Below are 25,766 nucleotides of genomic sequence, written 5' to 3' on the forward strand. Positions count from 1 at the left end.
TGTTTTCTCCGCAATCCTGTCCAGGGCAACCCTGGCTAACGTATCGCAGCTTCAACGCCCGTGGCGCTGCAGCCATTGGCCCGCCAACTCACGAGCCCTGGCATCCGCCGTGAATACCGTATCGAGGTCCTCGACCGAAACCACGGCTTCGAGGTTCAAGACTTCCTCGATGATACTCGCGATCTCGAGATAACGGACACGTCCATCGAGAAACGCGGCAACGGCCACCTCATTGGCAGCGTTAAGCATGGCCGGAGCACTGTTGCCCGCCTCGGCCGCCTGGCGCGCCAGGCGCAGGCAGGGGAAGCGCTGCTCATCGGGCGCCTGGAAATCCAGGCGCGCGATGGCGAACAAATCCAGCGGCGCAACGCCCGAGTCGATGCGCTCCGGCCAGGCCAGGGCGTTGGCGATCGGCGTGCGCATGTCCGGGTTGCCCAACTGGGCCAGCACCGAACCGTCGACGTAGTCCACCAGGGAGTGAATCACGCTCTGGGGGTGAATCACCACCTCGACCTGCGCCGGCTTGGCATCGAACAGCCAGCAGGCCTCGATCAGCTCCAGCCCCTTGTTCATCATGCTGGCCGAATCCACCGAGATCTTGCGCCCCATGGACCAGTTCGGGTGCGCACAGGCCTGCTCGGGTGAAACATGCACCAATTCTTCCAGCGGCGTCTGCCGGAACGGACCACCGGAGGCCGTCAGCAAAATCCGCCGAACCCCTACCGCGCCGAGACCGCGGGAAAAATCCTGCGGCATGCATTGAAAAATCGCATTGTGTTCGCTGTCGATGGGCAGCAACACCGAGCCGCTTTTGCGTACAGCCTGCATGAACAGCGCGCCGGACATCACCAGCGCTTCTTTATTGGCCAGCAGGATCTTCTTGCCGGCCTCCACCGCCGCCAGCGTCGGACGCAAGCCCGCCGCACCGACGATCGCCGCCATCACGGCGTCGACTTCGGGGTCGGAAGCCACTTGGCAGAGGCCCTCCTCCCCTACCAACACGCGGGTTTGCAGGCCGGCTGCGCGCAGATCGTCCTGCAGCGCCCGCGCCACGCCAGCCTCAGGCACCACGGCAAACCGCGGTGTGTGGCGAATGCACAACGCCAGCAATTCGCTCAAGCGCGTGAAGCCACTGAGGGCAAACACCTGGTAGCGCTCCGGATGCCGACCGATGACGTCAAGCGTACTCAGGCCAATCGAACCGGTCGCGCCAAGAACAGTGATCTGCTGGGGGCGACTCACGAGGCCGCCATCCACAACAGCACCGCAAAGATCGGGATCGCAGCCGTCAGGCTGTCGATGCGATCCAGCACGCCACCGTGACCGGGCAACAGGTTACTGCTGTCCTTGATCCCGGATTGACGCTTGAACATGCTTTCGGTCAGGTCGCCGACCACCGACACAAATACGATCAGGGCCGCGCCAATAAGGCCCATGAACAGTTGCGCGACCGTCCAATCCCGTACGAAACCGACCACCGTGGTGATCACCAGGCTCAGGACCAGGCCACCATAGACCCCTTCCCAGCTCTTGCCAGGACTGACTTTCGGCGCCAGCTTGCGCTTGCCAAAGGCCTTGCCGGAGAAGTAGGCCCCGACATCGGCGCCCCAGACCAACACCATCACGGCCATGATCTGCCAGTTGCCCAGCGGACCTTGCTTGATCCAGATCAGCCCCTGCCAGGCCGGCAGCAGGATCAACAGGCCGATGACCAGCTTGGTCGCCGCGTTGGCCCAGTGATGCGTGGTCCCTGGGTAGGTCAGGACCAGGAAGGTCGCCGTCGCCCACCACAGCACCGCAGCACCCAGCACCCAAGGCGCGAGGCCGGGCACCACGTACATGATGAACAGCATGGCCGCCACGGCCGCTGCGTAGGCCACCCGCGCCGACTGTGCAGCAAAACCCGCCAGCCGCGCCCACTCCCAGGCGCCCAGGGTCACGACCAGCCCGATGAACAGCGCAAAACCGGCGCCTTCGAGCAGGAAGAAACCACCCAGGGCGATGGGCAACAGGATCAAGGCAGTGATGATTCGTTGTTTAAGCATTAAATCCGGGCTCCAGCTTCGATCTGCTCGCTCGTTTTACCGAAACGACGCTGACGGGAAGCGAAATCGGCCAATGCGGTGCGCATGGCTTCGTGTTTGAAGTCCGGCCAGAACAGGTCGGAGAAGTACAGCTCGGCATAAGCCAATTGCCAGAGCAGGAAGTTGCTGATGCGATGATCGCCACCGGTCCGGATGCACAGGTCCGGCAACGGCAGGTCACCGGTCGCCAGGCAAGTCTGTAACAGCTCAGGGGTGATGTCTTCTGGACGCAAGTGCCCGGCCTGGACTTCCCGCGCCAGCCGCTGCGCAGCCTGGGCAATGTCCCATTGGCCACCATAGTTGGCGGCAATTTGCAGGACGAACCGATTGGCACCCGCCGTCGCGGCTTCGGCTTCACGCATCGCAGCCTGCAATTCAGGATGGAAGCGCGAGCGGTCACCGATGATGCGCAAGCTGATCTTGTTATCGCTGAGGCGCTTGGCCTCGCGACGCAGGGCCTTGAGGAACAGGTCCATCAAGGCGCTGACTTCATCGGCCGGACGCTGCCAGTTCTCGCTGGAGAAGGCAAACAGGGTCAGCACCTCGACCCCTGCCTCGGCGCACACCTCGATGACCGCACGAACAGCGTCGACCCCCGCCTTGTGCCCGGCGACGCCAGGCATAAAGCGTTTCTTGGCCCAGCGGTTGTTGCCGTCCATGATGATCGCCACGTGGCGCGGCACCGCGAACGGCACGGCCTGCTTGGTCTTTTCCATGAAAACGAGACCCTTATACGGCCATCAGGTCTTTTTCTTTCTCGTCCGTGGCCTTGGTGATCTGGGCCTCGGATTCCTTGGTCAGCTTATCGATATCAGCGATGGCACGACGCTCTTCGTCTTCACTGATTTCCTTATCCTTGACCAACTTCTTCAGCTCACCCAACGCGTCACGACGGATATTGCGCACAGCGACACGCGCATCTTCCGCTGCGCTACGAGCTTGTTTGGTGAAGCCTTTGCGCGTCTCCTCGGTGAGGGCCGGCATCGGGATCAGCAGCAGCTCCCCCAGGTTAGTTGGGTTGAGGTTCAGGCCGGCGCTCTGGATCGCCTTGTCTACAGCAGCGAGCATGTTGCGCTCGAAAGCCACGACCTGCAGGGTGCGCGAGTCTTTCACGGTGACGTTGGCAACGCTGCTCAGCGGTGTGTCAGTGCCGTAGTAAGGCACCATGACGCTGCCGAGGATGCTGGGGTGAGCCTTGCCGGTACGAATCTGGCCGAATGCGTGGTTCAGAGAGTCCAGGGATTTCTGCATGCGCTCTTGAGCGTCTTTTTTGATTTCATTGATCATTGTTGAGCTTCCTCGATCAGTGTTCCTTCGGCGCCGCCATGGACGATATTCAGCAGGGCGCCCGGCTTGTTCATGTTAAAGACGCGCAGCGGCATCTTGTGGTCGCGGCACAGGCAGATAGCCGTCAGGTCCATGACACCCAGCTTGCGATCCAGCACTTCATCGTAGGTCAGATGATCGAACTTCTCGGCATGCGGGTCCTTGAACGGGTCAGCGGTATACACGCCATCGACCTTGGTTGCCTTGAGCACGACATCGGCATCGATCTCGATCGCTCGCAGGCAGGCGGCCGAATCCGTGGTGAAGAACGGATTACCGGTACCGGCGGCAAAAATCACCACTTCCTTGGAATTGAGGTGGCGCATGGCTTTGCGGCGGTCGTAGTGATCGGTCACGCCAACCATGGAAATGGCCGACATCACGATGGCCGAGATATTGGCACGCTCCAGCGCGTCGCGCATAGCCAGGGCGTTCATCACAGTGGCCAGCATGCCCATGTGGTCGCCCGTGACCCGATCCATGCCGGCCGCGCTCAGCGCTGCACCGCGGAACAGGTTACCGCCGCCGATGACCAGGCCGACCTGAACGCCGATCCCGACCAGCTGGCCCACTTCCAGGGCCATGCGATCCAGCACTTTCGGATCGATCCCGAACTCTTCCGAGCCCATCAGGGCCTCGCCGCTAAGCTTGAGTAGAATGCGTTTATAGCGAGCCTGATAACCACTGCCCTGCTGAGCCATTGCGAATCTCTCCTGCGGCGTATTTTCAAAATTCTTTGCAGACTGTTTTCAGCCTGCGTTCACTCTAGCCTGACGCTGACACAGCGCCATCGGAACACGGCTTTGTAAGCCAGTTCCGACAGGAAACCAATATAAATCGGCATCCTCATCCAAAAAGAGGCTGCGCGCGTTAAGCGGGCAGCCTCTTCTGGGCGACAGTTATACAAACTGTCTTATTGCTTGCTGGCAGCCAGCTGAGCAGCCACTTCTTCAGCGAAGTTGTCTACTGGCTTCTCGATGCCTTCGCCCACTTTGAAGTAAGTGAAGGAAACGATTTCAGCGCCGCCCTTCTTGGCCAGTTCACCGACCTTGATTTCAGGGTTCTTGACGAACGCCTGCTCAACCAGGCTGGCTTCAGCCAGGAACTTGGTGATACGACCGGCAACCATTTTTTCAACGATTTCGGCAGGCTTGCCTTTGATCTTGTCTTCGTTGAGCTGCATGAACACGGCTTTTTCGCGCTCGATGGCATCAGCGGAAACTTCCGACGGCAGCAGGAACTCAGGGTTGCTGGCAGCGACGTGCATCGCGATGTCCTTGGCCAGCTCGACGTTGCCGCCTTTGAGGGCCACAACAACACCGATCTTGTTGCCGTGCAGGTAAGAACCGACTACATCACCTTCGACACGAACCAGGCGACGGATGTTGACGTTTTCGCCTACTTTAGCAACCAGGGCCTCACGAGCCGATTCCTGAGCGGCGATCAGCGGAGCTGCGTCGGTCAGTTTGTCGGCGAATGCTTTTTCGACGCTGGCGGCAACGAATGCCTTGAAGTCGTCTTGCAGGGCCAGGAAGTCAGTCTGCGAGTTGACTTCGATGATAACGGCAGCTTTACCGTCATCCTTGATACCGATAGCGCCTTCAGCGGCAATGTTGCCAGCTTTCTTGGCAGCCTTGATGGCGCCCGAAGCACGCATGTCATCAATGGCTTTTTCGATGTCGCCGCCAGCCTTGGTCAAGGCTTTCTTGCAATCCATCATGCCTTCGCCGGTACGCTCGCGCAGTTCTTTGACCAACGCTGCAGTAATCTCTGCCATTTCAAAATCCTCTTGGATAGGTTTTCAACCATTCCACCCGATCGAACGGGCGATCAATTCTTCCTGGGAAACCACTGCTTATAGGCCACGGCAGGTTACAAACAAGTCACTGCGCTGGCGGCAAATGGTTTTCGAGGTGGCAAAAAGGGGGCCAAGCCCCCTTTTTGCTTACTGAGTCAACGCCAGGGGCGTCGATTACTCAGCGGCTGCTGCCGGAGCTTCTTCAGCGAAGACTTCGGTGCCGCCGTTAACATTGTTGCGACCACGGATTACAGCGTCAGCCATCGAACCCATGTACAGCTGGATGGCGCGGATGGCGTCATCGTTGCCTGGGATGATGTAGTCAACGCCTTCCGGGCTGCTGTTGGTGTCGACAACGCCGATGACCGGGATACCGAGCTTGTTGGCTTCGGTGATCGCGATGCGCTCGTGGTCAACGTCGATCACGAACAGTGCGTCAGGCAGACCGCCCATGTCCTTGATACCGCCCAGGGAGCGGTCCAGCTTCTCAAGATCGCGAGTGCGCATCAGCGCTTCTTTCTTGGTCAGCTTGGCGAAAGTACCGTCTTCGGACTGGACTTCAAGGTCACGCAGACGCTTGATGGAAGCGCGAATGGTCTTGAAGTTGGTCAGCATGCCGCCCAACCAGCGGTGATCGACGTACGGCGAACCGCAACGTGCTGCTTCTTCAGCAACGATCTTGCCAGCGGAACGCTTGGTGCCGACGAACAGAATCTTGTTTTTGCCCTGGGCCAGGCGCTCTACGAAGGTCAGTGCTTCGTTGAACATCGGCAGGGTTTTTTCAAGGTTGATGATGTGGATCTTGTTACGCGCGCCGAAAATGTACTTGCCCATTTTCGGGTTCCAGTAACGGGTCTGGTGACCGAAGTGCACACCGGCCTTCAGCATATCGCGCATGTTGACTTGGGACATGATAGTTCCTTGATAAGTCGGGTTTGGCCTCCACGTATCCCAATGACCAACCAGCGGCTATATAAGCCGAAGGCACCCAGGTCATCGTGTCGACACGTGTGTGGATTTAAGCTTACGGGGTCATCCCCGGAAAGCGGCGCATTTTATACCACAGCAAGGGCGAAAACGGAACACGGATTCTGAAATCCCGGTGAAGCGCCCTGCCAAAGCCCTTTCATGGGCCATGGATGCACACCCTTATAGAGAGAAGCGATGCATGTGGGCGCGGATTTGCGCTGATCGTCTGTTAGAATCGCCTCTTTCAGGGCCACGCGAGTCATCATCCGCCGCCCATTTCGTTTTGAACAGCGCCGTCGGGCGCAGAGAGAGCCTGTATGACCGTTACCCTCAAGACGCCCGAGGACATCGCCAAAATGCGTGTCGCCGGCAAACTCGCCGCCGAAGTGCTGGAGATGATCGCCGACTACGTCAAGCCGGGCGTGACCACCGAAGAGCTGGACCGCATCTGCCACGACTACATCGTCAACGAGCAGAAAGCCATCCCCGCCCCGCTCAACTACAAAGGCTTCCCGAAGTCGATCTGCACGTCGATCAACCACGTGGTCTGCCACGGCATCCCCAACGAAAAACCGTTGAAGGATGGCGACACCCTGAACATCGACGTCACCGTCATCAAGGACGGCTATCACGGCGACACCAGCCGCATGTTCCATGTCGGCAACGTACCGGAGTGGGCCCAGCGCCTGTCCAAGGTCACCCAGGAATGCATGTACATGGCCATCGAACTGGTGAAACCGGGCTGCCGCCTGGGCGACATCGGCGAAGTGATCCAGAAGCATGCGCAGAAGAACGGTTTCTCGGTGGTGCGCGAGTTCTGCGGCCATGGCATCGGCAAGGTGTTCCACGAAGAACCGCAGATCCTGCACTACGGCCGCGCCGGCACCGGCATGGAGCTGCAGGCGGGCATGACCTTCACCATCGAGCCGATGATCAACCAGGGCCGCGCCGACACCAAGGTGCTGGGCGACGGCTGGACCGCCATCACCAAGGACCGCAAGTTGTCGGCCCAGTGGGAACACACCCTGCTGGTCACCGAGACCGGCTACGAAATCTTCACCCTGCGCAGCGATGACACCATTGCGCGCGTTTCCGCCTGATCCGTACCCAGCTATAGATCCAACAGATATAGATAGAAAGGAAAGCCATTCAATGCCGCAGGTGGATCCCGAACTCTTCGACCGCGGCCAGTTCCAGGCTGAACTGGCCCTGAAGGCAAGCCCCATCTCGGCATTCAAGAAGGCCATCCGCCAGGCCCACGAAGTGCTCGACCAGCGCTTTCGCAATGGCCGGGACATTCGTCGGCTGATCGAGGACCGCGCCTGGTTCGTCGATAACATCCTGCAAAAGGCCTGGGAGCAGTTCGATTGGAGCGAGGATGCCGACATCGCCCTGGTGGCGGTGGGCGGCTATGGGCGCGGCGAGCTGCACCCCTACTCCGACATCGACCTGCTGATCCTGCTGGACAGCGCCGATCATGAAATTTTCCGCGACTCCATCGAACGCTTCCTGACGCTGTTGTGGGACATCGGCCTGGAAGTCGGCCAGAGCGTGCGTTCGGTGCAGGAATGCGCCGACGAGGCCCGCGCCGACCTGACAGTGATCACCAACCTGATGGAAAGCCGCACCGTTGCCGGCCCCGAGCACCTGCGCCAGCGCATGCTCGATGTCACCAGCACGGCGCACATGTGGCCCAGCAAGGACTTTTTCCTGGCCAAGCACGCCGAGCAGAAGGCCCGTCACCACAAATACAACGACACCGAATACAACCTGGAACCCAACGTCAAGGGCTCGCCCGGCGGGCTGCGGGACATCCAGACGATCCTGTGGGTCGCCCGCCGCCAGTACGGCACGCTGAACCTGCGCGCCCTGGCCGGGGAAGGTTTCCTGGTGGAAAGCGAAAACGCCTTGCTGGCCTCGTCCCAGGAATTCCTGTGGAAGGTCCGCTACGCCCTGCACATGCTCGCCGGGCGCTCCGAGGACCGCCTGCTGTTCGATCACCAGCGCTCCATCGCCGGACTGCTGGGTTTCGAGGGGCAGGATGCCAAGCAGTCCATCGAAAACTTCATGCAGCAGTACTACCGCGTGGTGATGAGCATCGCCCAGCTCAGCGAACTGATCATCCAGCACTTCGAGGAAGTCATCCTCGCCCCCGAGGACGAAGAACCGCCGCTGCCGATCAACTCACGTTTTCAGTTGCACGACGGCTACATCGAAGCGCGTAACGCCAACGTGTTTCGCCGCACGCCCTTCGCCATGCTCGAGATTTTCGTGCTCATGGCCCAGCAGCCGGAAATCAAGGGTGTACGCGCCGATACCATCCGCCTGCTGCGGGAAAACCGTCATCTGATCGACGAGGATTTCCGTCACGACATCCGCAACACCAGCCTGTTCATCGAGCTGTTCAAATGCAAGATCGGCGTGCACCGCAACCTGCGCCGGATGAACCGCTACGGGATCCTCGGGCGCTACCTGCCGGAGTTCGGCTTCATCGTCGGGCAGATGCAGCACGACCTGTTCCACATTTATACGGTCGATGCCCACACGTTGAACCTGATCAAGCACCTGCGTAAGTTGCAGTACACCCAGGTGTCGGAGAAATTCCCACTGGCCAGCAAGCTCATGGGCAAGCTGCCCAAGCCCGAGCTGATCTACATGGCTGGGCTGTACCACGACATCGGCAAGGGCCGCCAGGGCGATCACTCCGAGATCGGCGCGGTGGACGCCGAGGCGTTCTGCCAACGCCATCAACTGCCCCTGTGGGACAGCCGGCTGATCGTCTGGCTGGTGCAGAACCATTTGGTCATGTCGACCACCGCCCAGCGCAAGGACTTGTCCGATCCACAGGTCATCCATGACTTCGCCCAGACCGTTGGCGACGAAATCCGCCTGGATTATCTCTATGTGCTGACCGTCGCCGATATCAACGCCACCAACCCGACCCTGTGGAACTCCTGGCGCGCCAGCCTGTTGCGCCAGCTCTACACCGAGACCAAGCGGGCCTTGCGCCGCGGCCTGGAAAACCCGGTGGACCGCGAAGAACAGATCCGTCGCACCCAAAGCGCAGCCCTGGACATCCTGGTCCGCGGCGGCACCGACCCGGACGATGTCGAGCAGCTCTGGTCGCAATTGGGCGATGATTACTTCCTGCGCCACACCGCCGGCGACGTGGCCTGGCACAGCGACGCGATCCTCCAGCAACCGGCCGATGGCGGGCCGCTGGTGCTGATCAAGGAAACCACCCAGCGTGAGTTCGAGGGCGGTACGCAGATCTTCATCTACGCCCCGGACCAGCACGACTTCTTCGCGGTGACGGTGGCGGCGATGGACCAGCTCAACCTCAACATTCATGACGCCCGGGTCATTACGTCCACCAGCCAGTTCACCCTCGACACCTACATCGTGCTCGACACCGACGGCGACTCGATTGGCGACAACCCGGCGCGGGTCAAGCAGATTCGCGACGGCCTCACCGAGGCCCTGCGCAACCCGGCGGACTACCCGACCATCATCCAGCGCCGGGTGCCGCGCCAGCTCAAGCATTTCGCCTTTGCCCCCCAGGTGACGATCCACAACGACGCCCAGCGCCAGGTCACGGTGCTGGAACTCAGCGCGCCGGATCGCCCGGGCCTGCTGGCGCGGGTCGGCCATATCTTCCTGGAGTTCGACCTGTCGCTGCAAAACGCCAAGATCGCCACCCTCGGCGAACGGGTGGAAGACGTATTTTTCATTACCGACGCTCACAACCAGCCGTTGTCCGATCCGCAACTGTGCAGCCGCTTGCAGGAAGCGATCGTGCAGCACCTGAGCGTCAACCAGGAACCTGATGCCCACCTGACACGCATCAGCATCTGAATCAACAAATTTCCCCCTGTGGGAGCGAGCTTGCTCGCGATGGCGTCGGAACATCCAGATTGATGTTGCCTGAGCCACCGCTATCGCGAGCAAGCTCGCTCCCACAAGGACCGCGCCCACATTGACGAGGCCCTCAATGAACAACGCTCTGAACCAGCTCCAGCCCTACCCGTTCGAAAAACTCCGCGCCCTGCTCGGCAGCGTCACCCCCAACCCGGACAAGCGCCCAATCGCTCTGTCCATCGGCGAGCCCAAGCATCGCTCGCCAAGCTTCGTGGCCGAGGCCCTGGCCAGCAATCTGGAAAAGATGGCCGTGTACCCGACTACCCTCGGCATCCCGGAGCTGCGTGAAGCCATCACCGGCTGGTGCGAGCGCCGCTTCAATGTGCCAAGCGGCTGGCTCGACCCGGCGCGCCACGTGCTGCCGGTCAATGGCACCCGTGAAGCCCTGTTCGCCTTCACCCAGACCGTGGTCAACCGGGGCGACGATGCCTTGGTGGTCAGCCCGAACCCGTTCTACCAGATCTACGAAGGCGCGGCGTTCCTGGCCGGGGCCAAGCCGCACTACCTGCCGTGCCTGGACGCGAACGGCTTCAACCCGGATTTCGATGCCGTCTCGCCGGACATCTGGAAACGCTGCCAGATCCTGTTCCTGTGCTCCCCGGGCAACCCGACCGGTGCGCTGATCCCGGTGGATGTGCTGAAGAAACTCATCGCCCTGGCGGATGAATATGACTTCGTCATCGCCTCGGACGAGTGCTACAGCGAACTCTACTTCGACGAACAAACCCCGCCGCCAGGCCTGCTCACCGCTTGCGTCGAACTCGGTCGCAAGGACTTCAAGCGCTGCGTGGTCTTCCACAGCCTCTCCAAGCGCTCCAACCTGCCCGGCCTGCGCTCCGGTTTCGTGGCGGGTGACGCGGACATCCTCAAGGGCTTCCTGCTGTATCGCACCTACCACGGCTGCGCGATGCCGGTCCAAACCCAACTGGCAAGCATTGCCGCGTGGAACGACGAAGTGCACGTCCGCGCCAACCGCGCGCTGTACCGGGAAAAATTCGACGCGGTGCTGGAAATCCTCAGCCCGGTGCTGGACGTGCAACGTCCCGATGGCAGCTTCTATCTGTGGCCGAACGTGGCGGGCGACGACGCAGCGTTCTGCCGTGACCTGTTCGAACAGGAGCACGTGACTGTGGTGCCAGGTTCGTACCTCTCCCGCGACGTGGACGGCGTCAACCCAGGCGCCGGCCGCGTGCGCATGGCCCTGGTCGCGCCATTGGCCGAATGCGTGGAAGCGGCGGAGCGAATCCGCGCGTTCATCCAACGTCGGGGTTGATGGCTATATCGAGGGCTGTTGTGGCGAGGGGATTTATCCCCGCTGGGCTGCGAAGCGGCCCCAACAACCTCCGTACCAACCGAGTCATTGAGAATGAACAAGCACATCGGATCTGACCTTGACGATTTCCTCGCCGAGCAAGGCATCGCCGAAGAGGTTTGCGTAACGGCCTTCAATCGCGTCATTTCTTGGCAGATGACCGAGGCAGATGACGCGTCAGAAAGTGATCAAAAAGGTCCTGACACAGCGGATGCTCAGTAGTCGCACCGCTGTTGGCCGAACACTGAATCAGAACGATGCGGGAATGACGCTGGCAACGCCTGCTAGCGCGGCACGTGCGTTGGGTCAGAGAGTGGAAGTGTGTCTGGTTCCTGAGCAGGAAGAGGCTCACGCATAAGCGCTGTTGCCTCAGCGCTGTTGTGGCGAGGGAGCTTGCTCCCGCTGGGCCGCGTAGCGGCCCCAAAGCAATCAACTCAATCTGCCTGACATATCGCGCTGCCCGGTTTCAGGGCCGCTTCGCAGCCCAGCGGGAGCAAGCTCCCTCGCCACAGGGGGCTGGTGTCGCCCCCATATCTGTGAGCACCACAAATACCCTGTGGGAGCGAGCTTGCTCGCGAAAGCGGTGGTTCAGCTTGCATTCATGTTGGATGGGCCTACGTCTTCGCGAGCAAGCTCGCTCCCACAGGGGATGGGTGTTGTTCACAAAACAGGTGATCGACACCAGATCCTGTGGGAGCAAAGCTTGCTCGCGATGAGGCCGGCACTTATTGCATCAAGTCCGAAGTTCTACCCGATCCAGGCACTTGTTCGCCAGCAACATCCCCAACTCAATCATCTGCGCCACCCCCAACGCTACATGCCGTCGCGAGCCGTCCTGATCGAAGGCAAGGTCATTGAGCATCGCATTGGCCGAAGCCAGGGTTTCGCTGAGGTTGGCCAGCAACACTTCGGTGTCGATACCGTCAGCCACAGTGAATAACTGCACTGAGGGCTTGGGTTCTGACTTGCTGTCCTCAGGTTTGAGATATTGATCCAGCACACGGTCAGCGGCTTCTTGCAGCTTTTCGGGGGCGTAATCGCCGTAAGGGAAGGTGGAGGCAGGTTTTGGTGGATTTTGGGGTTCTTTGTTCATCGAATTGCTTGCTCCCTAGAGCTGAAGATGTAAAGACCTGCACTTGGATTGTGCACAAGCCCGTGCCCCTAGAGGAGTTCGGATTCTCACGTCCGGTCGCTGAATTGGCAGCGACACCCAGAGGCTAGAGCCCTCGCTTCCGACGGAAAACCTTAAAAACTTGTCGGAAACTTCGGTGCGTCTGACAGACGACAATCTGTCTGCTCAGACAAGAAATGACATAAAACGTACCGCGAACGCCAAGCCTTTGATTTCGCTAACGTTGTACACCGACAGACCTCATTTAACCCTGTTACGAGGGTTCAAGCTGGCTTGAATTCGCTATCGCCGGTAGCCATAATCGACCCCGTCACCAGCGAGAGCTGGCAGGAGTCTGGGTCCCTCTCGGGGTTGACCCAGCGGCGCAGAAAGGGCGAAGCAAGCTCAACTGCGTGTCGATTGAAGCCGCCTTCGGGCGGCTTTGCTTTTTCATGAGGATAAGGAATGCCTCTTTATTACCATCCCAAGCAAGGTGATGTTCTTCTTTGCGACTTCACGCGGGGCTTTGTTGCGCCTGAAATGTTGAAGATCCGCAAGGTGGTGATGATCTCCCCCACTGTCACACATAGTCGCAAGCTCTGTACCGTGGTACCGATTTCCTCCACAACGCCACAGACTCAGCAGGACTGGCATCACCTGCTCCGCACCAATCCCCTCCAGTCCGATGGCTACAAAGAACTGTGGGTAAAGTGCGACATGATCTATACCGTGAGTTTTGAACGTCTGGATAAGCTACACAGAAAGACTCGATCCAAGGGTCGAGAGTACTTTGTTCCTCGCCTGGGCTCTGAAGACATGCAAGGCGTGATCACCGGTGTGAAGGCTTACCTTCCGCTCTGACCCAGCCTCTAATGATCAACTCCAGATTTCACCTCGCTCCGAACGCAATAAGCGTTACACATCCGGCAACAGCTCGCCGTTGAAGTGCCATATTAACCGCCTAGCATGGGCCTGGCCGTTGTACCAATGTCGCAGCTTGCCCTGTGGAATGAGCCTGTGGGAGCAAAGCTTGCTCGCGATGAACGATGGCACAGTGTTGCAGTTGAACCGTGTCGCCGGTATCGCGAGCAAGCTTTGCTCCCACAAGCTCGCTCCCACAGGTTTTGCAGCGCATCAACCTGGGCCGCCGCGAAACCGTCCGGTCATGGCATAATCCTTCACCTTTTATTTCCAGCACCTGCAAAGGGGGCAGTTCCTTGACCGATTCAAGCAAAACGTTGCACCTTTTCGGCATCAAAGCCTGTGACACGATGAAAAAGGCGCGCACCTGGCTCGATGATCACGCTGTGCACTACGATTTTCATGACTACAAGAGCGCCGGCATCGACCGTGAGCACCTGACCCAATGGTGCGACGAGCATGGCTGGCAAGTGGTGTTGAACCGTGCCGGTACGACCTTTCGCAAACTCGACGACGAACGCAAAGCCGATCTCGACCAGACGAAAGCCATCGAACTGATGCTCGCCCAACCCTCGATGATCAAGCGCCCGGTGCTCGATCTCGGTGACCGAACCCTGATTGGCTTCAAGCCAGATATTTATGCGGCAGAGATCAAGTAAGCCTGCCCAGTCCATTTTGTAGAGGTAATTTCATGTCCACTACCCTGTTCAGCCTGGCCTTCGGCGTCGGCACCCAAAACCGTGAAGGCGCCTGGCTGGAGGTGTTCTACGCACAGCCGATGCTCAAGCCGTCGGCTGAGATCGTTGCCGCTATCGCGCCGATCCTGGGCTACAGCGAAGGCAACCAGGCCATCACCTTCACCACCGCCCAGGCCTCGCAATTGGCTGAGGCACTCCGGAACGTCGATGCCGCGCAGGCCAAGCTGCTGACCCGCCTGGCCGAAAGCCACAAGCCACTGGTCGCCACCCTGCTGGCCGAAGATGCCCAACTGAGCTCCACGCCTGAGGCCTACCTCAAGCTGCACCTGTTGTCCCATCGCCTGGTCAAGCCCCACGGCCTGAACCTGGCCGGCATTTTCCCGCTGCTGCCGAACGTGGCCTGGACCAGCCAGGGCGCGATCGACCTGGCCGAACTGGCCGAGCACCAGCTCGAAGCCCGCCTGCGCGGCGAGCTGCTGGAAGTGTTCTCGGTGGATAAATTCCCGAAAATGACCGACTACGTGGTCCCGGCCGGCGTGCGTATCGCCGATGCCGCGCGCCTGCGCCTGGGCGCCTATGTGGGCGAAGGCACCACGGTCATGCACGAAGGTTTCGTCAACTTCAACGCCGGCACCGAAGGCCCGGGCATGATCGAAGGCCGTGTCTCGGCGGGCGTGTTCGTCGGCAAAGGCTCGGACCTGGGCGGCGGTTGCTCGACCATGGGCACCCTGTCGGGCGGCGGCAACATTGTGATCAAGGTGGGCGAAGGCTGCCTGATCGGCGCCAACGCCGGCATCGGTATCCCGCTGGGCGACCGCAACACCGTGGAGTCGGGCCTGTACGTGACCGCCGGCACCAAAGTGAAGCTGCTGGACGAAAACAACCAACTGGTGAAAGTGGTCAAGGCCCGCGACCTGGCCGGCCAGCCCGACCTGTTGTTCCGCCGCAACTCCGAAACCGGTGCAGTGGAATGCAAGACGCATAAGTCGGCCATCGAGCTGAACGAAGCACTGCACGCTCACAACTAAGCTTCACTCCCTCACCTGTGGGGGCGAGCTTTTTTTGTGGGAGCAAAGCTTGCTCCCACAAAAAAAGCCAGCTCCCACAGGGTCCGGCGTAACTCCAGCAGGGCCCGAAAGCATGTTGATCCAATCCCCTTGGCGCGCCGACTTCCCGGCCATCGCCGCCCTGCAACGGCAAGGCCAGACCTACCTGGACAGCGCCGCCACCACGCAAAAACCCCAAGCCCTGCTGGACGCCCTGACGCACTATTACGCCAACGGCGCGGCCAACGTGCACCGTGCGCAACATTTGCCCGGAGCGCTGGCCACCCAGGCATTCGAAGACAGTCGCCTCAAGGTTTCGCAATGGCTCAACGCGAGGGACTGCGGACAGATCGTTTTCACCCATGGCGCCACTTCGGCGTTGAACCTGCTCGCCTACGGACTGGAACATCTGTTCAACCCTGACGATGAAATTGTTGTCAGCGCCCTGGAGCATCACGCCAACCTGTTGCCTTGGCAGCAACTGGCCGAGCGTCGCGCGTTGAAGCTCGTTGTGCTGCCGCTGGATGCCGATGGGGTGATCGATACCAATGCCGCCGCCGAGCTGATCGGGCCGCGCACGCGCTTGCTGGCCGTGAGCCAGTTATCCAACGTCCTCGGCACCTGGCAGCCATTGCCGGCATTGCTGGCGATGGCCAAGGCGCAAGATGCGCTGACGGTGATCGATGGCGCTCAGGGTGTCGTCCATGGCCGCCACGATGTGGAGGCACTGGGCTGCGATTTCTATGTATTTTCCAGTCACAAGCTGTACGGCCCCGAAGGCCTGGGGGCGTTGTTCGGTCGCACCGAAGCGCTCAGCAAACTGCGTCACTGGCAATTTGGCGGCGAAATGGTCCAGCAAGCCGATTACCACAGCGCCACCTTCCGCCCGGCGCCGCTGGGTTTCGAGGCCGGCACACCGCCCATCGCCAGCGTGATTGGCCTGGGGGCGACACTCGACTACCTGTCCGGTCTCGACGGGCAAGCGGTCATCGACCATGAAACAGCGTTGCACGACTATTTGTTTAGCGGCCTGCTGGCGCGCAACGGCGTGCGCCTGGTCGGCAACCCACGCCTGGCCCTGGTCAGCTTCGTGGTCGAAGGTATCCACAACGCCGACCTGGCGCACCTGCTGACCGAGCAAGGCATCGCCGTGCGCGCCGGGCATCACTGCGCAATGCCGCTGTTCAAGCATTTGAAGCTGTCCGGGGCGATTCGGGTGTCGCTGGCGCTGTACAACGACTCCGCCGATCTCGAACGTTTCTTCGAAGCCCTGGACCAGGCCTTGGAGATGCTGCGATGAGCCTGCCCGCCGACGCCCTCACCGCATTGCAGATTTTTCGGGAAGCCTCCAGCTGGGAACAACGGGCCCGTCTGCTGATGCAATGGGGCGAACGCCTGCCGCCCCTGAGCGACGCCGACCAGTGCGAGGCCAACCTCGTCCACGGCTGTGAGAGCCAGGTGTGGTTGGTGGGTCGCTTGCACGACGGGCACTGGCAGTTTTCCGCCAGCAGCGATGCGCGGTTGATCCGAGGGCTGGTGGCGTTGTTGCTGGCGCGGGTCAATGGCTTGTCCGCTGACGAGTTGCAGCAGGTGGATTTGCCGGACTGGTTCAATCAGTTGGGGTTGTCGCGGCAGCTGTCGCCGTCGCGCAGCAATGGGTTGAATGCGGTGTTGAAGCGGATGCGCGAATTGACGGAATAACTGTGGCGAGGGAGCCTGCTCCCGCTTGAGTGCGAAGCGCTCATGAAAATGGGGACTGCTGCGCAGTCCAGCGGGAGCAAGCTCCCTCGCCACAGGTTCACCACTCCCTTAGTGAGCAGCGTTGCATTACTGCCCGGGCTTGACTCTGTCCGCCGGCCGTCGCACACCCGCCACGATCTTATCCACAGCCTTGGTCGCCGCGACCATGCCGAACGTCGCCGTGACCATCATCACCGCGCCAAACCCACCCGCGCAGTCGAGCTTGACGCCGTCACCGACAAAACTCTTTTGCAGGCAAATGCTGCCGTCCGGCTTCGGGTAGCGCAGTTGTTCGGTAGAGAACACGCAAGGCACGCTGTAGTGGCGGGTCACGGTGCGGGAAAAGCCGTAGTCGCGGCGCAAGGTGGAGCGCACCTTGGAGGCCAGCGGATCGTTGAACGTACGGTTCAAGTCGCAGACCTGGATCAGCGTCGGGTCGATCTGCCCACCCGCGCCTCCGGTGGTGATGATCTGGATCTTGCGGCGCTTGCACCAGGCGATCAGCGCGGCCTTGGCGTTGACGCTGTCGATGCAGTCGATCACGCAATCGATGTTCGGCGTGATGTACTCGGCCATGGTGTCGCGGGTGACGAAGTCCGCCACCGCGTGCACCGTGCAGTCGGGGTTGATCCCGCGCAGTCGCTCGGCCATGACCTCGACCTTGGGCTTGCCGACGGTGCTGTCCAGGGCGTGCAACTGACGGTTGGCGTTGCTCACGCAGACATCGTCCAGGTCGAACAGCGAAATCTCGCCCACGCCGCAACGGGCAATGGCTTCCGCCGCCCAGGAACCGACGCCGCCGACGCCGACAATCGCCACATGGGCCGCCCGCAGGCGCTCCAGGCCTTCGATGCCATACAAACGGGCGATGCCGGCAAACCGTGGATCTTCTGTACTCATGACCATTACCCCAAAAACCGGCGCGCATTATAGGGCTTTGCCGTGGCAATTCGAGCTGTTCGCGAATCGAATCCCACCAATTTCCCCTTGTGGGAGCGAGCTTGCTCGCGATGGCGTCAGTCCAGTCAATAGAGTATCGACTGATCCACCGCCATCGCGAGAAAGCTCGCTCCCACAGGTTTTGTGTTCCACCTGTCCCCCGCCAGGGGCCCATGAGGGTCGTTTTGCTATAAGATAACCGCCATTTTGTAAGCGTCGGCCGAATACCATCCAACGGTCGAACTCAGGACCTGTGGGAGCGGGCTTGCTCGCGAAGGCGTCATCACTGACGCTAAGAGCTTCGCGAGCAAGCCCGCTCCCACAGGGACTGCGATCTCCTTTCCAGCTTCCGGAGTTTTTCATGACGGCCCACGCCGACCTCTCGCCGACCCTGCAACTCGCCTGCGACCTGATCCGCCGTCCGTCCGTGACGCCGGTGGATGCCGATTGCCAAAACATCATGATGCAGCGCCTGGGCGACGCCGGTTTCAAGCTTGAGCCGATGCGCATCGAGGATGTGGATAACTTCTGGGCCAGCCATGGCAAGCATGACGGCCCGGTGCTGTGCTTCGCCGGGCACACCGACGTGGTGCCGACCGGTCCGGTGCAGGCCTGGCAGCTCGACCCGTTCGATGCGGTCATCGACGAACAGGGCATGCTCTGCGGTCGTGGCGCGGCGGACATGAAAGGCAGCCTGGCGGCGATGGTCGTGGCGGCCGAGCGGTTCGTCGCCGATTACCCGGATCACAAGGGCTCGCTGACTTTCCTGATCACCAGCGATGAAGAAGGCCCGGCCCACCACGGCACCAAAGCCGTGGTCGAACGCCTCAAGGCCCGCCAGGAACGACTGGACTGGTGCATCGTCGGCGAGCCGTCGAGTACCACGTTGGTGGGCGACGTGGTCAAGAATGGTCGTCGCGGCTCCCTCGGCGCGAAGCTGACCGTACGCGGCAAGCAAGGCCACGTGGCTTATCCACACCTGGCGAAGAACCCGATCCATCTGGCCGCGCCGGCCCTGGCTGAATTGGCCGCCGAGCACTGGGACCACGGCAACGATTTCTTCCCGCCGACCAGTTTCCAGATCTCCAACCTCAACTCCGGCACCGGTGCGACCAACGTGATCCCCGGTGACCTGGAGGCGGTGTTCAATTTCCGCTTCTCCACCGAATCCACCGTCGAAGGCCTGCAACAGCGCGTCGCCGATATCCTCGACAAGCATCAACTGGACTGGCACATCGACTGGGCCTTGTCCGGCCTGCCATTCCTCACTGAGCCGGGTGCCTTGCTGGACGCCGTGTCGTCGAGCATCAGGGACGTGACCGGCCGCGAGACCAAAGCCTCCACCAGCGGCGGCACGTCCGACGGTCGTTTCATCGCCACCATGGGCACGCAAGTGGTAGAACTGGGGCCGGTCAACGCGACCATCCACCAAGTCAACGAGCGTGTGCTGGCCGCCGATCTCGACGTGCTCACCGAGATCTACTACAAGACGCTGATCAAGTTGCTCGCCTGATGCTCGCCTGCCCGATCTGCAGTGAACCGCTGAACGCAGTGGACAACGGCGTGGTGTGCCCGGCCGGGCATCGGTTCGACCGTGCGCGGCAGGGTTACCTGAACCTGCTGCCGGTGCAGCACAAGAACAGCCGCGACCCTGGCGACAACCAGGCGATGGTCGAGGCTCGCCGCGACTTTCTCAACGCCGGGCATTACGCCCCGGTCGCCCGGCGCCTGGCCGAGTTGGCCGCCGAACGCGCGCCTGGGCGCTGGCTCGACATCGGTTGCGGTGAAGGCTACTACACCGCGCAAATTGCCGAAGCGCTGCCCAATGCCGATGGCTATGCCTTGGACATCTCTCGCGAAGCAGTCAAACGAGCCTGCAAGCGTAACCCGCAACTGACCTGGTTGATCGCCAGCATGGCCCGGGTGCCACTGGCGGACGGCTGTTGCCAGTTCCTGGCCAGCGTTTTCAGCCCGCTGGACTGGCAGGAGGCCAAGCGCTTGCTCAGCCCCGGCGGCGGACTGATGAAAGTCGGCCCCACCGCCGGTCACCTGATGGAATTGCGCGAGCGTCTCTACGACGAAGTGCGTGAATACACCGACGATAAGCACCTGGCTCTGGTACCACCGGGCATGGCGCTGGATCACAGCGAAACCCTCGAATTCAAACTGGTGCTCACCGATGGCCAGGACCGCGCCAACCTGCTGGCGATGACGCCCCATGGCTGGCGCGCCAGTGCCGAACGCCGTGCCAGCGTGATCGAGCAGGCCGAGCCGTTCGAAGTCACGGTGTCGATGCGCTACGATTATTTCATTCTTCAATAATGACCTTTAGGCCTCGGGCAATCGCCTGGGGCCAGTTAAATCCGCGAATGGATTTTTCAAGACCGCAGCGAGGACATCCATGCGCCAACCCGATATCGAGATTTACCTGAAGGACGCCGACGTCGACCACAAGGCCATTGCCAACTGGCTCGGCCAGGCCCTGGGCCCTTGCAGCGACTGGGTACAGAAAGGCCAGACCTACAAGTGCAAGGCCGGCAACATCCCGGTGACCTGGCTGCCCAAGGCCGTGGGCAAATGGAACAGCCTGTACCTGGAAAGCGACCAGACCCCGTGGGAAGACGACATCGCCTGCGCCCGCGCCGCCTTCGCCGCGCTGAACGTCGAAGTGCGCTGCGCGCCTGGCTCCTGGGTGGAAGAAGAAGGAGAAGAATCGGCGGACCGCTGGATTCGCATCAGCACCGATGGGGAAGAAGAGATTACCTGGAAGACGGCGTAACGCTGACTCCCAGCCCACCGAAGCCCCCTGTGGGAGCGAGCTTGCTCGCGATAGCGGTCTGCCTGAGACGGTGATGTTGAATGTAACGCCGTCATCGCGAGCAAGCTCGCTCCCACAGGGGATATGTGGTGGGCACGAACTATGTGGCACCCCATTCAAAACTGTGGGAGCAAGCTCGCTCCCACAATGGGTTTTGTATAGCTAGCAAATGCGGGTTACAACCCCACCACATCCTCAGCCTGCAAGCCCTTCTGCCCTTCCACCACCGCGTACTCGACCTGCTGGCCTTCAGTCAGTGAACGGTGGCCTTCGCCGCGAATCGCGCGGTAGTGCACGAATACATCCGCGCTGCCTTCACGCTGGATGAAGCCGTAACCCTTCGCGTCGTTGAACCACTTCACACTGCCGGTTTCCCGTGCTGCCATGATGCTCACTCCCATCTCTTATTATTAAGTCGGCTTTTCCCGCCCAACCGCAAAAGGCAAAGCCGTACGAACCTAAGCCACCGTCCGGCCGTCCATGGAGAAGGCCGGGGCAGTAACCGGCCGAGTATATGACACCCGGAAAAACTCTCAACTGACTTTACTTCGGCGCTTTTTTGCCGATTTTCGATGAATCCGGCACACTAGCGGGCTCGAGCAGCCGCTCGGTTTTATCCACTCATGCAGAAGCCGTATGACCCGCTCCCCGTTCCGCCGTCTTGTGTTTGGCACCCTGCGCCGACTGTTGTACCTCTGGGTTCGCTCCGAGACGATCAACCAGTCGTCCTTCACCCTCAACCTCGACCGCAGTCGTCCGGTGTTCTACGTCCTGCAAGATCCCTCGCTCACCGACCTGGCGGTGCTCGACACCGAATGCACCAAGGCCGGCCTGCCCCGTCCGGTGCTGCCGGTCTCGGTGGGCAACCTGCTGGAGCCGGCGGCGTTTTTCTACCTGACGCCAGCGCCAGACTGGATCGGGCGCCAGGACAAGCGCGGTGCGCCGCCCACCCTGACGCGGCTGGTCGACGCCCTGACCCACAACGCCGCCGAGGATGCACAGATCATCCCGGTCAGCGTGTTCTGGGGGCAGTCGCCGGACAGCGAATCCAGCCCTTGGAAACTGTTGTTCGCCGACAGCTGGGCCGTTACCGGGCGCCTGCGTCGCCTGCTGAGCATCATGATCCTGGGGCGCAAGACCCGCGTGCAATTCTCCGCGCCGATCCACCTGCGCGAATTGATCGAACACGACAAGGGCCACGAACGCACCGTGCGCATGGCCCAGCGGATCCTGCGGGTGCACTTCCGCAATCTGAAGGCGGCGGTCATCGGCCCCGACATTTCCCACCGACGTCATCTGGTCAAGGGCCTGTTGAACCAGCCGCTGGTCAAGCAGGCGATTGCCGAGGAAGCCGAGCGGGAAAAGATCTCCCCGGAAAAAGCCAAGGCCCAGGCCCTGCGCTACGGCAACGAGATCGCCTCGGACTACACCTACACCGCGATCCGTTTCCTGGAAGTGGTGCTGAGCTGGTTCTGGAACAAGATCTACGACGGCATCAAGGTCAACCACATCGAAGGCGTGCAGAACGTCGCCCAGGGCCACGAAGTCATCTATGTGCCGTGCCACCGCAGCCACATCGACTACCTGCTGCTGTCATACCTGCTGTTTCGCAACGGCCTGACGCCACCGCACATCGCTGCCGGCATCAACCTCAACATGCCAGTGATCGGCGGCCTGCTGCGCCGTGGCGGGGCGTTTTTCATGCGCCGCACCTTCAAGGGCAACCCGCTTTACACCGCGGTGTTCAACGAATACCTGCACACGCTGTTCACCAAAGGCTTTCCGGTGGAATACTTCGTCGAGGGCGGTCGTTCGCGCACCGGGCGCATGCTGCAACCCAAGACCGGCATGCTCGCCATCACCCTGCGCAGCTTCCTGCGTTCGTCACGCATGCCCATTGTCTTCGTGCCGGTCTACATCGGTTATGAACGGGTACTGGAAGGCCGTACCTACCTGGGCGAACTGCGCGGGGCCAGCAAGAAAAAAGAATCGATCTTCGACATCTTCAAGGTCATCGGCGCCCTCAAGCAGCGCTTCGGCCAGGTGGCGGTGAACTTCGGCGAACCCATCAAGCTGGCGGAATTCCTCGACAGCGAACAACCGGATTGGCGCCAACAGGAATTGGGCCCGCAATTCAAACCGGCCTGGCTCAACGCGACCACCCACCGCCTCGGCGAACGCGTGGCCCGGCACCTGAACGAAGCCGCGGCCATCAACCCGGTCAACCTCGTCGCCCTGGCGCTGCTGTCCACCAGCCGCCTGGCCCTGGACGACCGCGCCATGGCCCGGGTGCTCGACCTGTACCTGGCGTTGTTGCGCAAAGTCCCGTACTCGCCCCACACCACCCTGCCCGAAGGCGATGGCCAAGCGCTGATCAAGCACGTCAAAGGCATGGACCTGCTGTCGGAACAGAGCGATGCCCTGGGCAAGATTCTGTACCTGGACGAGCAGAACGCGGTGCTGATGACCTACTACCGCAACAACGTGCTGCACATCTTCGCCCTGCCGGCGCTGCTGGCGAGCTTCTTCCAGAGCAGCTCGCGCATGAGCCGCGAACAAATCCTGCGCTACACCCATGCGTTGTACCCGTACCTGCAATCGGAGCTGTTCATTCGCTGGTCGCTGGAAGAACTGGACGGCGTGGTCGATCAGTGGCTCGACGCGTTCGTCGAACAGGGCCTGCTGCGTTTCGAAAACGACCTGTACCTGCGTCCGGCGCCAAGTTCGCGGCACTTCGTGCTGCTGACGTTGCTGTCGAAAAGCATCGCCCAGACCTTGCAGCGCTTCTACATGACCGTCTCGCTGCTGCTCAACAGCGGCCAGAACACCGTCAGCGCCGAAGAACTGGAAGACCTCTGCACCGTCATGGCCCAGCGCCTGTCGATCCTGCATGGCCTGAATGCGCCGGAGTTCTTCGACAAGAGCCTGTTCCGCCACTTTATCCAGACGATGCTCGACCTCGACGTGCTGCGCCGCGACGAGGCAGGCAAACTCAGCTACCACGAGCTGCTGGGGGAACTGGCCGAAGGTGCGGCCAAGCGCGTGCTGCCGGCGGAAATTCGCCTGTCGATCCGCCAGGTGGCGTTGCATCGCAGTGAAGACGCGGCGGAAGTTGCCGTCAGCCCCAACCTTTGAGGGATGCCGATCACTCACCGTGAACCATGGAACGGTTCCGGTGAGTGAGTGGGTCAATCCCCAGGCGTACTCCGACGTTGCGCAGCGGCCAAAGTGACGTCAAACGAAGAAAGGACCTACAGAGAACTTTGGAGCAGCTCTCTAGGATGGGCTTACGTCAATCTCGACGTATTGAAAAGGAATTCAACATGAACCTGCATACCATCACCGCAACCATTCACCTGCCAGACGGCTATCAACCTCCTGGAAATGGCAGCACTTACGTGACTCTCACAACGCCTCGTACATCCGCCGGTATCGGCTCCAACCAAGCGCCGAAAACGCCATGGATCGTCACCTTCACCGTTGACAGCGACGTTGCTGGCCCAGAGGAAGCGTTTACGGTGAGCGCGCGAATCGACGGCTACGCTCCCACTTCCCTGTCTGCCGAGCATACCTTCACCTGGAATGGCGGCGATCAGGAAGTTGATGTCCAGCTTTCAGCGCAATGACTGTAGCGAAGTGCAAGACAGCTGCATTCTTCCGATTAGCCATTGAAACCGGTCATCCAATCGCGCCCAACATCTGAGTCGTTACGTTTCGGCTGGATTTTTGGTGCCGAATCCTCCAGATTCTCTTTGGCGCGAGCGTGTTGCTGGCGTCAAAGGAAAGGTACTTCCACATGAAAAAATGTCTTCTGCTTGCATTCACTTCACTGCTGGCCGCGTGCCAATCATCAACGCCACCCGCCGCCCCCGTCGCGTCCCTCGATGGCGAAGTCTTCTATCTGCAACGCATCGCCCTGCCGCCCAACGCCACCTTGAGCGTGAGCCTGCAGGACGTTTCCCTGGCCGACGCTCCCGCGGTGGTGCTCGATGAGCAGAGCGGCCCGGTCAAAGGCCAGGTCCCGTTGCCGTTCCACCTCAGTTATGATGCCAACCAGGTCAAGCCCGGCCATCGTTATGCCGTGAACGCCCGCATCGAAGTGGACGGCCAGTTGCTGTTCATCACCACTGAACAGCATACGGTCCAACTCGATGGCAAAGATCCGCAGCCGTTGAAGATTCGCGTCAACGCCGCACGCTGATTCCTTTTAAATTCCATCAAGGAAGCTGCCATGCTCCGCCCTACCCTTCGTTTCACCGGCCTGTGTGCCGGCCTGTTGATCTGCGCCAATGCCATGGCCCTGTCCTTGGGCGACCTGTCGCAACAAGATGCCACGGGTGGCCTCAAGGACGCCTTGACCCAAGGCGCGCAGGTGGCGGTCAAGCAACTCGGCACTCCCGGCGGCTTCAGCAACAACCCGGACGTGAAGATCGAACTGCCAGGCAAGCTGGGCAAAGTTGCCAGCAAGATGAAGGCCTTCGGCATGGGTGAGCAGGTCGATCAACTGGAAACCAGCATGAACCAGGCCGCCGAAGCCGCGGTGGTCCAGGCCCAGCCGATCCTGGTCAATGCCGTGAAGAACATGAGCGTGAACGATGCCAAGGGCATCTTGAGTGGTGGCAACGACTCGGCCACGCAATACCTGAACAAGAGCAGCCGCGAGCAGATCCGCGCCAAGTTCCTGCCCATCGTCAAGCAAGCCACCGACAAGGTCGGCCTGGCCCAGCAATACAATGCCTTCGCCGGCCAGGCCGCCACTTTCGGCGTGCTGGATGCCAAGAGCGCCAACATCGAAAACTACGTGACCGAACAGGCGCTGGACGGGCTGTTCGAAATGATCGGCAAGCAGGAAGCCACCATTCGCCAGAACCCGGCGGCTGCGGCGACCAGTTTGGCGAAGAAAGTGTTCGGTACGCTCTAAGCCAAGCGCAAAAACCCTGTGGGAGCGAGCCTGCTCGCGATGAATACACTGTCTATCTGACAAACCACGATCCTGTGGCGGGGGGGGGTGGGGCCCGGGGGGGGGGGGGGGGGCCCCCGGCGGGGGGGGTGGTGGCCCCACCAGACGTGGCGACCACCCCCCCCC

At 61.0% G+C, this 25,766-nt stretch carries 25 protein-coding genes and 1 pseudogene; 16 read left to right on the forward strand and 10 right to left on the reverse strand.

The genetic code is table 11. The features are described from left to right. Positions 1–51: 51 nt before the first annotated feature. The 7 genes from ispC to rpsB all read right to left on the reverse strand — a co-directional run bounded on the left by ispC (position 52) and on the right by rpsB (position 6,120). Positions 52–1,242, reverse strand: a complete 1,191-nt coding sequence (gene ispC, locus ACIPQ1_RS09700; protein WP_411386606.1) for a 1-deoxy-D-xylulose-5-phosphate reductoisomerase — start codon at positions 1,240–1,242, stop codon at positions 52–54. Next, complete coding sequence (locus tag ACIPQ1_RS09705) at positions 1,239–2,045, reverse strand: phosphatidate cytidylyltransferase (RefSeq protein WP_446534015.1); 807 nt, start codon at positions 2,043–2,045, stop codon at positions 1,239–1,241. The genes ispC and ACIPQ1_RS09705 overlap by 4 nt, the downstream gene beginning before the upstream one ends. Continuing rightward, a complete protein-coding gene (gene uppS / locus ACIPQ1_RS09710) occupies positions 2,045–2,800 on the reverse strand; it encodes a polyprenyl diphosphate synthase (RefSeq protein WP_186705497.1) in 756 nt (251 codons plus the stop codon). Before uppS ends, ACIPQ1_RS09705 begins: the two co-directional genes overlap by 1 nt. 13 nt (positions 2,801–2,813) lie before the next feature. Further along, entirely contained in the window at positions 2,814–3,371 is a 558-nt protein-coding gene (gene frr, locus ACIPQ1_RS09715; RefSeq protein ID WP_060739001.1) for a ribosome recycling factor, read from the reverse strand. After that, the gene (gene pyrH / locus ACIPQ1_RS09720; RefSeq protein ID WP_186705496.1) at positions 3,368–4,111 is read right to left on the reverse strand and encodes a UMP kinase; all 744 of its coding nucleotides are present in this window, start codon (positions 4,109–4,111) and stop codon (positions 3,368–3,370) included. The genes frr and pyrH overlap by 4 nt, the downstream gene beginning before the upstream one ends. 212 nt (positions 4,112–4,323) lie before the next feature. Beyond that, the gene (gene tsf, locus ACIPQ1_RS09725; protein WP_024619613.1) at positions 4,324–5,187 is read right to left on the reverse strand and encodes a translation elongation factor Ts; all 864 of its coding nucleotides are present in this window, start codon (positions 5,185–5,187) and stop codon (positions 4,324–4,326) included. A gap of 195 nt (positions 5,188–5,382) precedes the next feature. After that, positions 5,383–6,120 (reverse strand): 30S ribosomal protein S2, encoded by a 738-nt coding sequence (rpsB, locus tag ACIPQ1_RS09730; protein WP_003198231.1) that lies wholly within the window; start codon positions 6,118–6,120, stop codon positions 5,383–5,385. A 374-nt stretch (positions 6,121–6,494) separates the two neighbouring features. Between rpsB and map the strand changes: the two genes are divergently transcribed. The 4 genes and pseudogenes from map (at position 6,495) to ACIPQ1_RS09750 (ending at position 11,765) form a co-directional block, all read left to right on the forward strand. Beyond that, a complete protein-coding gene (gene map / locus ACIPQ1_RS09735; protein WP_053118843.1) occupies positions 6,495–7,277 on the forward strand; it encodes a type I methionyl aminopeptidase in 783 nt (260 codons plus the stop codon). 52 nt (positions 7,278–7,329) lie between these two features. Next, positions 7,330–10,032, forward strand: coding sequence for a [protein-PII] uridylyltransferase (locus tag ACIPQ1_RS09740; RefSeq protein ID WP_411386605.1), 2,703 nt, complete (start codon positions 7,330–7,332; stop codon positions 10,030–10,032). Between the two features lie 136 nt (positions 10,033–10,168). Further along, a complete protein-coding gene (gene dapC, locus ACIPQ1_RS09745) occupies positions 10,169–11,368 on the forward strand; it encodes a succinyldiaminopimelate transaminase (RefSeq protein ID WP_198796343.1) in 1,200 nt (399 codons plus the stop codon). A 93-nt stretch (positions 11,369–11,461) separates the two neighbouring features. Next, a pseudogene (locus tag ACIPQ1_RS09750) lies at positions 11,462–11,765 on the forward strand (Fis family transcriptional regulator). Positions 11,766–12,140: 375 nt separating this feature from the next. Here the strand turns inward: ACIPQ1_RS09750 and ACIPQ1_RS09755 are convergent. Beyond that, positions 12,141–12,500, reverse strand: coding sequence for a DUF6124 family protein (locus tag ACIPQ1_RS09755; protein ID WP_250965969.1), 360 nt, complete (start codon positions 12,498–12,500; stop codon positions 12,141–12,143). Positions 12,501–12,983: 483 nt separating this feature from the next. On the opposite strand from ACIPQ1_RS09755, the gene ACIPQ1_RS09760 reads away from it, so the two are divergent. The 5 genes from ACIPQ1_RS09760 to ACIPQ1_RS09780 all read left to right on the forward strand — a co-directional run bounded on the left by ACIPQ1_RS09760 (position 12,984) and on the right by ACIPQ1_RS09780 (position 16,884). After that, complete coding sequence (locus ACIPQ1_RS09760) at positions 12,984–13,379, forward strand: type II toxin-antitoxin system PemK/MazF family toxin (RefSeq protein WP_250965968.1); 396 nt, start codon at positions 12,984–12,986, stop codon at positions 13,377–13,379. A 356-nt stretch (positions 13,380–13,735) separates the two neighbouring features. Beyond that, complete coding sequence (locus tag ACIPQ1_RS09765) at positions 13,736–14,098, forward strand: ArsC family reductase (protein WP_284739268.1); 363 nt, start codon at positions 13,736–13,738, stop codon at positions 14,096–14,098. 32 nt (positions 14,099–14,130) lie between these two features. Beyond that, positions 14,131–15,165, forward strand: a complete 1,035-nt coding sequence (gene dapD / locus ACIPQ1_RS09770) for a 2,3,4,5-tetrahydropyridine-2,6-dicarboxylate N-succinyltransferase (RefSeq protein ID WP_186705492.1) — start codon at positions 14,131–14,133, stop codon at positions 15,163–15,165. Between the two features lie 112 nt (positions 15,166–15,277). Continuing rightward, positions 15,278–16,483: an aminotransferase class V-fold PLP-dependent enzyme gene (locus ACIPQ1_RS09775; RefSeq protein ID WP_446534016.1), complete on the forward strand. Its 1,206-nt coding sequence runs from the start codon at positions 15,278–15,280 to the stop codon at positions 16,481–16,483. After that, the gene (locus tag ACIPQ1_RS09780; RefSeq protein WP_446534017.1) at positions 16,480–16,884 is read left to right on the forward strand and encodes a SufE family protein; all 405 of its coding nucleotides are present in this window, start codon (positions 16,480–16,482) and stop codon (positions 16,882–16,884) included. Before ACIPQ1_RS09775 ends, ACIPQ1_RS09780 begins: the two co-directional genes overlap by 4 nt. Positions 16,885–17,010: 126 nt before the next feature. On the opposite strand, the gene tcdA is transcribed toward ACIPQ1_RS09780, so the two are convergent. After that, on the reverse strand, positions 17,011–17,829 hold the full coding sequence (gene tcdA / locus ACIPQ1_RS09785) for a tRNA cyclic N6-threonylcarbamoyladenosine(37) synthase TcdA (RefSeq protein ID WP_030139502.1): 819 nt from the start codon (positions 17,827–17,829) through the stop codon (positions 17,011–17,013). Positions 17,830–18,223: 394 nt separating this feature from the next. Between tcdA and dapE the strand changes: the two genes are divergently transcribed. From dapE to ACIPQ1_RS09800, 3 genes are all read left to right on the forward strand, one after another. Next, positions 18,224–19,375, forward strand: coding sequence for a succinyl-diaminopimelate desuccinylase (dapE, locus tag ACIPQ1_RS09790; RefSeq protein WP_411386600.1), 1,152 nt, complete (start codon positions 18,224–18,226; stop codon positions 19,373–19,375). Beyond that, the gene (locus tag ACIPQ1_RS09795) at positions 19,375–20,184 is read left to right on the forward strand and encodes a putative RNA methyltransferase (RefSeq protein WP_250963595.1); all 810 of its coding nucleotides are present in this window, start codon (positions 19,375–19,377) and stop codon (positions 20,182–20,184) included. Before dapE ends, ACIPQ1_RS09795 begins: the two co-directional genes overlap by 1 nt. 79 nt (positions 20,185–20,263) lie before the next feature. After that, the gene (locus tag ACIPQ1_RS09800) at positions 20,264–20,641 is read left to right on the forward strand and encodes a hypothetical protein (protein WP_250963596.1); all 378 of its coding nucleotides are present in this window, start codon (positions 20,264–20,266) and stop codon (positions 20,639–20,641) included. A 215-nt stretch (positions 20,642–20,856) separates the two neighbouring features. Here ACIPQ1_RS09800 and ACIPQ1_RS09805 read toward each other — a convergent pair whose 3' ends face one another. Further along, complete coding sequence (locus tag ACIPQ1_RS09805; RefSeq protein WP_207965472.1) at positions 20,857–21,066, reverse strand: cold shock domain-containing protein; 210 nt, start codon at positions 21,064–21,066, stop codon at positions 20,857–20,859. Positions 21,067–21,316: 250 nt separating this feature from the next. Here ACIPQ1_RS09805 and plsB point away from each other — a divergent pair, with 250 nt between their 5' ends. The 4 genes from plsB (at position 21,317) to ACIPQ1_RS09825 (ending at position 25,601) form a co-directional block, all read left to right on the forward strand. Next, positions 21,317–23,815 (forward strand): glycerol-3-phosphate 1-O-acyltransferase PlsB, encoded by a 2,499-nt coding sequence (gene plsB / locus ACIPQ1_RS09810; protein ID WP_446534018.1) that lies wholly within the window; start codon positions 21,317–21,319, stop codon positions 23,813–23,815. A gap of 188 nt (positions 23,816–24,003) precedes the next feature. Beyond that, the gene (locus ACIPQ1_RS09815) at positions 24,004–24,306 is read left to right on the forward strand and encodes a hypothetical protein (RefSeq protein ID WP_446534019.1); all 303 of its coding nucleotides are present in this window, start codon (positions 24,004–24,006) and stop codon (positions 24,304–24,306) included. A 170-nt stretch (positions 24,307–24,476) separates the two neighbouring features. Continuing rightward, entirely contained in the window at positions 24,477–24,881 is a 405-nt protein-coding gene (locus ACIPQ1_RS09820) for a YbaY family lipoprotein (RefSeq protein WP_411386597.1), read from the forward strand. A 30-nt stretch (positions 24,882–24,911) separates the two neighbouring features. Then, positions 24,912–25,601: a DUF4197 domain-containing protein gene (locus tag ACIPQ1_RS09825; RefSeq protein WP_446534020.1), complete on the forward strand. Its 690-nt coding sequence runs from the start codon at positions 24,912–24,914 to the stop codon at positions 25,599–25,601. Positions 25,602–25,766 lie beyond the last annotated feature (165 nt).

Source organism: Pseudomonas sp. LARHCG127, from assembly GCF_052871455.1.

Bases quoted from the DNA above. Each gene is read 5' to 3' on its own strand.
- ACIPQ1_RS09705 (WP_446534015.1), bottom strand. From the start codon at position 2,045: ATGCTTAAACAACGAATCATCACTGCCTTGATCCTGTTGCCCATCGCC.
- uppS (WP_186705497.1), bottom strand. From the start codon at position 2,800: ATGGAAAAGACCAAGCAGGCCGTGCCGTTCGCGGTGCCGCGCCACGTG.
- frr (WP_060739001.1), bottom strand. From the start codon at position 3,371: ATGATCAATGAAATCAAAAAAGACGCTCAAGAGCGCATGCAGAAATCC.
- pyrH (WP_186705496.1), bottom strand. From the start codon at position 4,111: ATGGCTCAGCAGGGCAGTGGTTATCAGGCTCGCTATAAACGCATTCTA.
- tsf (WP_024619613.1), bottom strand. From the start codon at position 5,187: ATGGCAGAGATTACTGCAGCGTTGGTCAAAGAACTGCGCGAGCGTACC.
- rpsB (WP_003198231.1), bottom strand. From the start codon at position 6,120: ATGTCCCAAGTCAACATGCGCGATATGCTGAAGGCCGGTGTGCACTTC.
- map (WP_053118843.1), top strand. From the start codon at position 6,495: ATGACCGTTACCCTCAAGACGCCCGAGGACATCGCCAAAATGCGTGTC.
- ACIPQ1_RS09740 (WP_411386605.1), top strand. From the start codon at position 7,330: ATGCCGCAGGTGGATCCCGAACTCTTCGACCGCGGCCAGTTCCAGGCT.
- dapC (WP_198796343.1), top strand. From the start codon at position 10,169: ATGAACAACGCTCTGAACCAGCTCCAGCCCTACCCGTTCGAAAAACTC.
- ACIPQ1_RS09755 (WP_250965969.1), bottom strand. From the start codon at position 12,500: ATGAACAAAGAACCCCAAAATCCACCAAAACCTGCCTCCACCTTCCCT.
- ACIPQ1_RS09760 (WP_250965968.1), top strand. From the start codon at position 12,984: ATGCCTCTTTATTACCATCCCAAGCAAGGTGATGTTCTTCTTTGCGAC.
- dapD (WP_186705492.1), top strand. From the start codon at position 14,131: ATGTCCACTACCCTGTTCAGCCTGGCCTTCGGCGTCGGCACCCAAAAC.
- ACIPQ1_RS09775 (WP_446534016.1), top strand. From the start codon at position 15,278: ATGTTGATCCAATCCCCTTGGCGCGCCGACTTCCCGGCCATCGCCGCC.
- ACIPQ1_RS09780 (WP_446534017.1), top strand. From the start codon at position 16,480: ATGAGCCTGCCCGCCGACGCCCTCACCGCATTGCAGATTTTTCGGGAA.
- tcdA (WP_030139502.1), bottom strand. From the start codon at position 17,829: ATGGTCATGAGTACAGAAGATCCACGGTTTGCCGGCATCGCCCGTTTG.
- dapE (WP_411386600.1), top strand. From the start codon at position 18,224: ATGACGGCCCACGCCGACCTCTCGCCGACCCTGCAACTCGCCTGCGAC.
- ACIPQ1_RS09795 (WP_250963595.1), top strand. From the start codon at position 19,375: ATGCTCGCCTGCCCGATCTGCAGTGAACCGCTGAACGCAGTGGACAAC.
- ACIPQ1_RS09800 (WP_250963596.1), top strand. From the start codon at position 20,264: ATGCGCCAACCCGATATCGAGATTTACCTGAAGGACGCCGACGTCGAC.
- ACIPQ1_RS09805 (WP_207965472.1), bottom strand. From the start codon at position 21,066: ATGGCAGCACGGGAAACCGGCAGTGTGAAGTGGTTCAACGACGCGAAG.
- plsB (WP_446534018.1), top strand. From the start codon at position 21,317: ATGACCCGCTCCCCGTTCCGCCGTCTTGTGTTTGGCACCCTGCGCCGA.
- ACIPQ1_RS09815 (WP_446534019.1), top strand. From the start codon at position 24,004: ATGAACCTGCATACCATCACCGCAACCATTCACCTGCCAGACGGCTAT.
- ACIPQ1_RS09820 (WP_411386597.1), top strand. From the start codon at position 24,477: ATGAAAAAATGTCTTCTGCTTGCATTCACTTCACTGCTGGCCGCGTGC.
- ACIPQ1_RS09825 (WP_446534020.1), top strand. From the start codon at position 24,912: ATGCTCCGCCCTACCCTTCGTTTCACCGGCCTGTGTGCCGGCCTGTTG.